Here is a 2679-nt window from a genome sequence, read left to right on the forward strand (position 1 = left end):
TACCGAAGAGGCGCAGAAGGCTTACGAACGGCTGCAGACGCCGCTGGAGAAATATACCGCCCGTCAGGAAGAACTGAACAAGGCACTGAAAGACGGGAAAATCCTGCAGGCGGATTACAACACGCTGATGGCGGCGGCGAAAAAGGATTATGAAGCGACGCTGAAAAAGCCGAAACAGTCCGGCGTGAAGGTGTCTGCGGGCGATCGTCAGGAAGACAGTGCTCATGCTGCCCTGCTGACGCTTCAGGCAGAACTCCGGACGCTGGAGAAGCATGCCGGAGCGAATGAGAAAATCAGCCAGCAGCGCCGGGATTTGTGGAAGGCAGAAAGTCAGTTCGCGGTACTGGAGGAGGCGGCACAACGTCGCCAGCTGTCCGCACAGGAGAAATCCCTGCTGGCGCATAAAGATGAGACGCTGGAGTACAAACGCCAGCTGGCTGCACTTGGCGATAAGGTCACGTATCAGGAGCGCCTGAACGCGCTGGCGCAGCAAGCGGATAAATTCGCACAGCAGCAACGGGCAAAACGGGCCGCTATTGATGCGAAAAGCCGGGGGTTGACTGACCGGCAGGCAGAACGGGAAGCCACGGAACAGCGCCTGAAGGAACAGTATGGCGATAATCATCTGGCGCTGAATAACGTCATGTCAGAGCAGAAAAAGACCTGGGCGGCTGAAGACCTGCTTCGCGGGAGCTGGATGGCAGGCCTCAGGTCCGGCTGGAGCGAGTGGAAAGAGAGTGCCACGGACAGTATGTTGCAGGTTAAAAGTGCAGCCACGCAGACCTTTGATGGTATTGCGCAGAATATGGCGGCGATGCTGACCGGCAGTGAGCAGAACTGGCGCAGCTTCACCCGTTCCGTGCTGTCCATGATGACAGAAATTCTGCTTAAGCAGGCAATGGTGGGGATTGTCGGGAGTATCGGCAGCGCCATTGGCGGTGCTGTTGGTGGCGGCGAATCCGCGTCAGGCGGTACAGCCATTCAGGCAGCTGCGGCGAAATTCCATTTTGCGACCGGAGGATTTACGGGAACCGGCGGCAAATATGAGCCAGCGGGGATTGTTCATCGTGGTGAATTTGTCTTCACGAAGGAGGCTACCAGCCGGATTGGTGTCGGCAACCTGTACCGCCTGATGCGGGGCTATGCGGAAGGTGGTTATGTGGGCGGTGCCGGAAGTCCGGCGCAGATGCGGCGGGCTGAAGGCATTAATTTTAATCAGAACAATCACGTGGTGATTCAGAACGACGGTACGAATGGTCTGCCAGGTCCACAGATGATGAAGGCAGTGTATGACATGGCCCGCAAGGGTGCCCGTGATGAAATTCAGACACAGATGCGTGATGGTGGCCTGTTCTCCGGAGGTGGACGATGAAGACCTTCCGCTGGAAAGTGAAACCCGGTATGGATGTGGCTTCGGTCCCTTCTGTAAGAAAGGTGCGCTTTGGTGATGGCTATTCCCAGCGAGCGCCTGCCGGGCTGAATGCCAACCTGAAAACGTACAGCGTGACGCTTTCTGTCCCCCGTGAGGAGGCCACGGTACTGGAGTCGTTTCTGGAAGAGCACGGGGGCTGGAAAGCCTTTCTGTGGACGCCGCCTTATGAGTGGCGGCAGATAAAGGTGACCTGCGCAAAATGGTCGTCGCGGGTCAGTATGCTGCGTGTTGAGTTCAGCGCAGAGTTTGAACAGGTGGTGAACTGATGCAGGATATCCGGCAGGAAACACTGAATGAATGCACCCGTGCGGAGCAGTCGGCCAGCGTGGTGCTCTGGGAAATCGACCTGACAGAGGTCGGTGGAGAACGTTATTTTTTCTGTAATGAGCAGAACGAAAAAGGTGAGCCGGTCACCTGGCAGGGGCGACAGTATCAGCCGTATCCCATTCAGGGGAGTGGTTTTGAACTGAATGGCAAAGGCACCAGTACGCGCCCCACGCTGACGGTTTCTAACCTGTACGGTATGGTCACCGGTATGGTGGAAGATCTGCAGAGTCTGGTCGGCGGAACGGTGGTCCGGCGTAAGGTTTACGCCCGTTTTCTGGATGCGGTGAACTTCGTCAACGGAAACAGTGACGCCGATCCGGAGCAGGAGGTGATCAGCCGCTGGCGCATCGAGCAGTGCAGCGAACTGAGCGCGGTGAGTGCCTCCTTTGTACTGTCCACGCCGACGGAAACGGATGGCGCTGTTTTTCCGGGGCGTATCATGCTGGCCAACACCTGCACCTGGACCTATCGCGGCGATGAGTGCGGTTATCACGGTCCGGCAGTCGCTGATGAATATGACCAGCCGACGTCCGATATCACGAAGGATAAATGCAGCAAATGCCTGAGCGGCTGTAAGTTTCGCAATAACGTCGGCAATTTTGGCGGCTTCCTTTCCATTAACAAACTTTCGCAGTAAATACCATGACAGAGACAGAATCAGCGATTCTGGCGCACGCCCGGCGATGTGCGCCAGCGGAGTCGTGCGGCTTCGTGGTGAGAGCGCCGGAGGGGGAAAGATATTTTCCCTGCGTGAATATTTCCGGTGAGCCGGAGGATTATTTCCGGATGGCTCCGGAGGACTGGCTGCAGGCAGAGATGCAGGGTGAGATTGTGGCGCTGGTCCACAGCCACCCCGGTGGTCTGCCCTGGCTGAGTGAGGCCGACCGGCGGCTGCAGGTGCAGAGTGATTTGCCGTGGTG

Annotated in this window: 4 protein-coding genes; all 4 read left to right on the forward strand. The window is 57.3% G+C overall.

Translation table 11 applies throughout. The features are described from left to right. Positions 1-1372: phage tail tape measure protein (locus ACJHWT_RS25210; protein WP_410232383.1), on the forward strand; the 1372-nt coding region annotated here is incomplete at its 5' end. Next, positions 1369-1698, forward strand: coding sequence for a phage tail protein (locus ACJHWT_RS25215; RefSeq protein ID WP_000847373.1), 330 nt, complete (start codon positions 1369-1371; stop codon positions 1696-1698). The genes ACJHWT_RS25210 and ACJHWT_RS25215, both read left to right, overlap by 4 nt. After that, on the forward strand, positions 1698-2396 hold the full coding sequence (locus ACJHWT_RS25220; protein ID WP_001534232.1) for a phage minor tail protein L: 699 nt from the start codon (positions 1698-1700) through the stop codon (positions 2394-2396). The genes ACJHWT_RS25215 and ACJHWT_RS25220 overlap by 1 nt, the downstream gene beginning before the upstream one ends. Positions 2397-2401: 5 nt before the next feature. Next, a partial coding sequence (locus ACJHWT_RS25225) for a C40 family peptidase (RefSeq protein WP_410232384.1) occupies positions 2402-2679 on the forward strand: 278 nt, incomplete at its 3' end.

Origin of the sequence: Escherichia sp. WS338, assembly GCF_046486405.1 — a bacterium.
Classification (GTDB): domain Bacteria; phylum Pseudomonadota; class Gammaproteobacteria; order Enterobacterales; family Enterobacteriaceae; genus Escherichia; species Escherichia coli.

Coding starts and splice junctions, on each gene's coding strand:
- ACJHWT_RS25215 (WP_000847373.1), top strand. CDS start 1,369: ATGAAGACCTTCCGCTGGAAAGTGAAACCCGGTATGGATGTGGCTTCG.
- ACJHWT_RS25220 (WP_001534232.1), top strand. CDS start 1,698: ATGCAGGATATCCGGCAGGAAACACTGAATGAATGCACCCGTGCGGAG.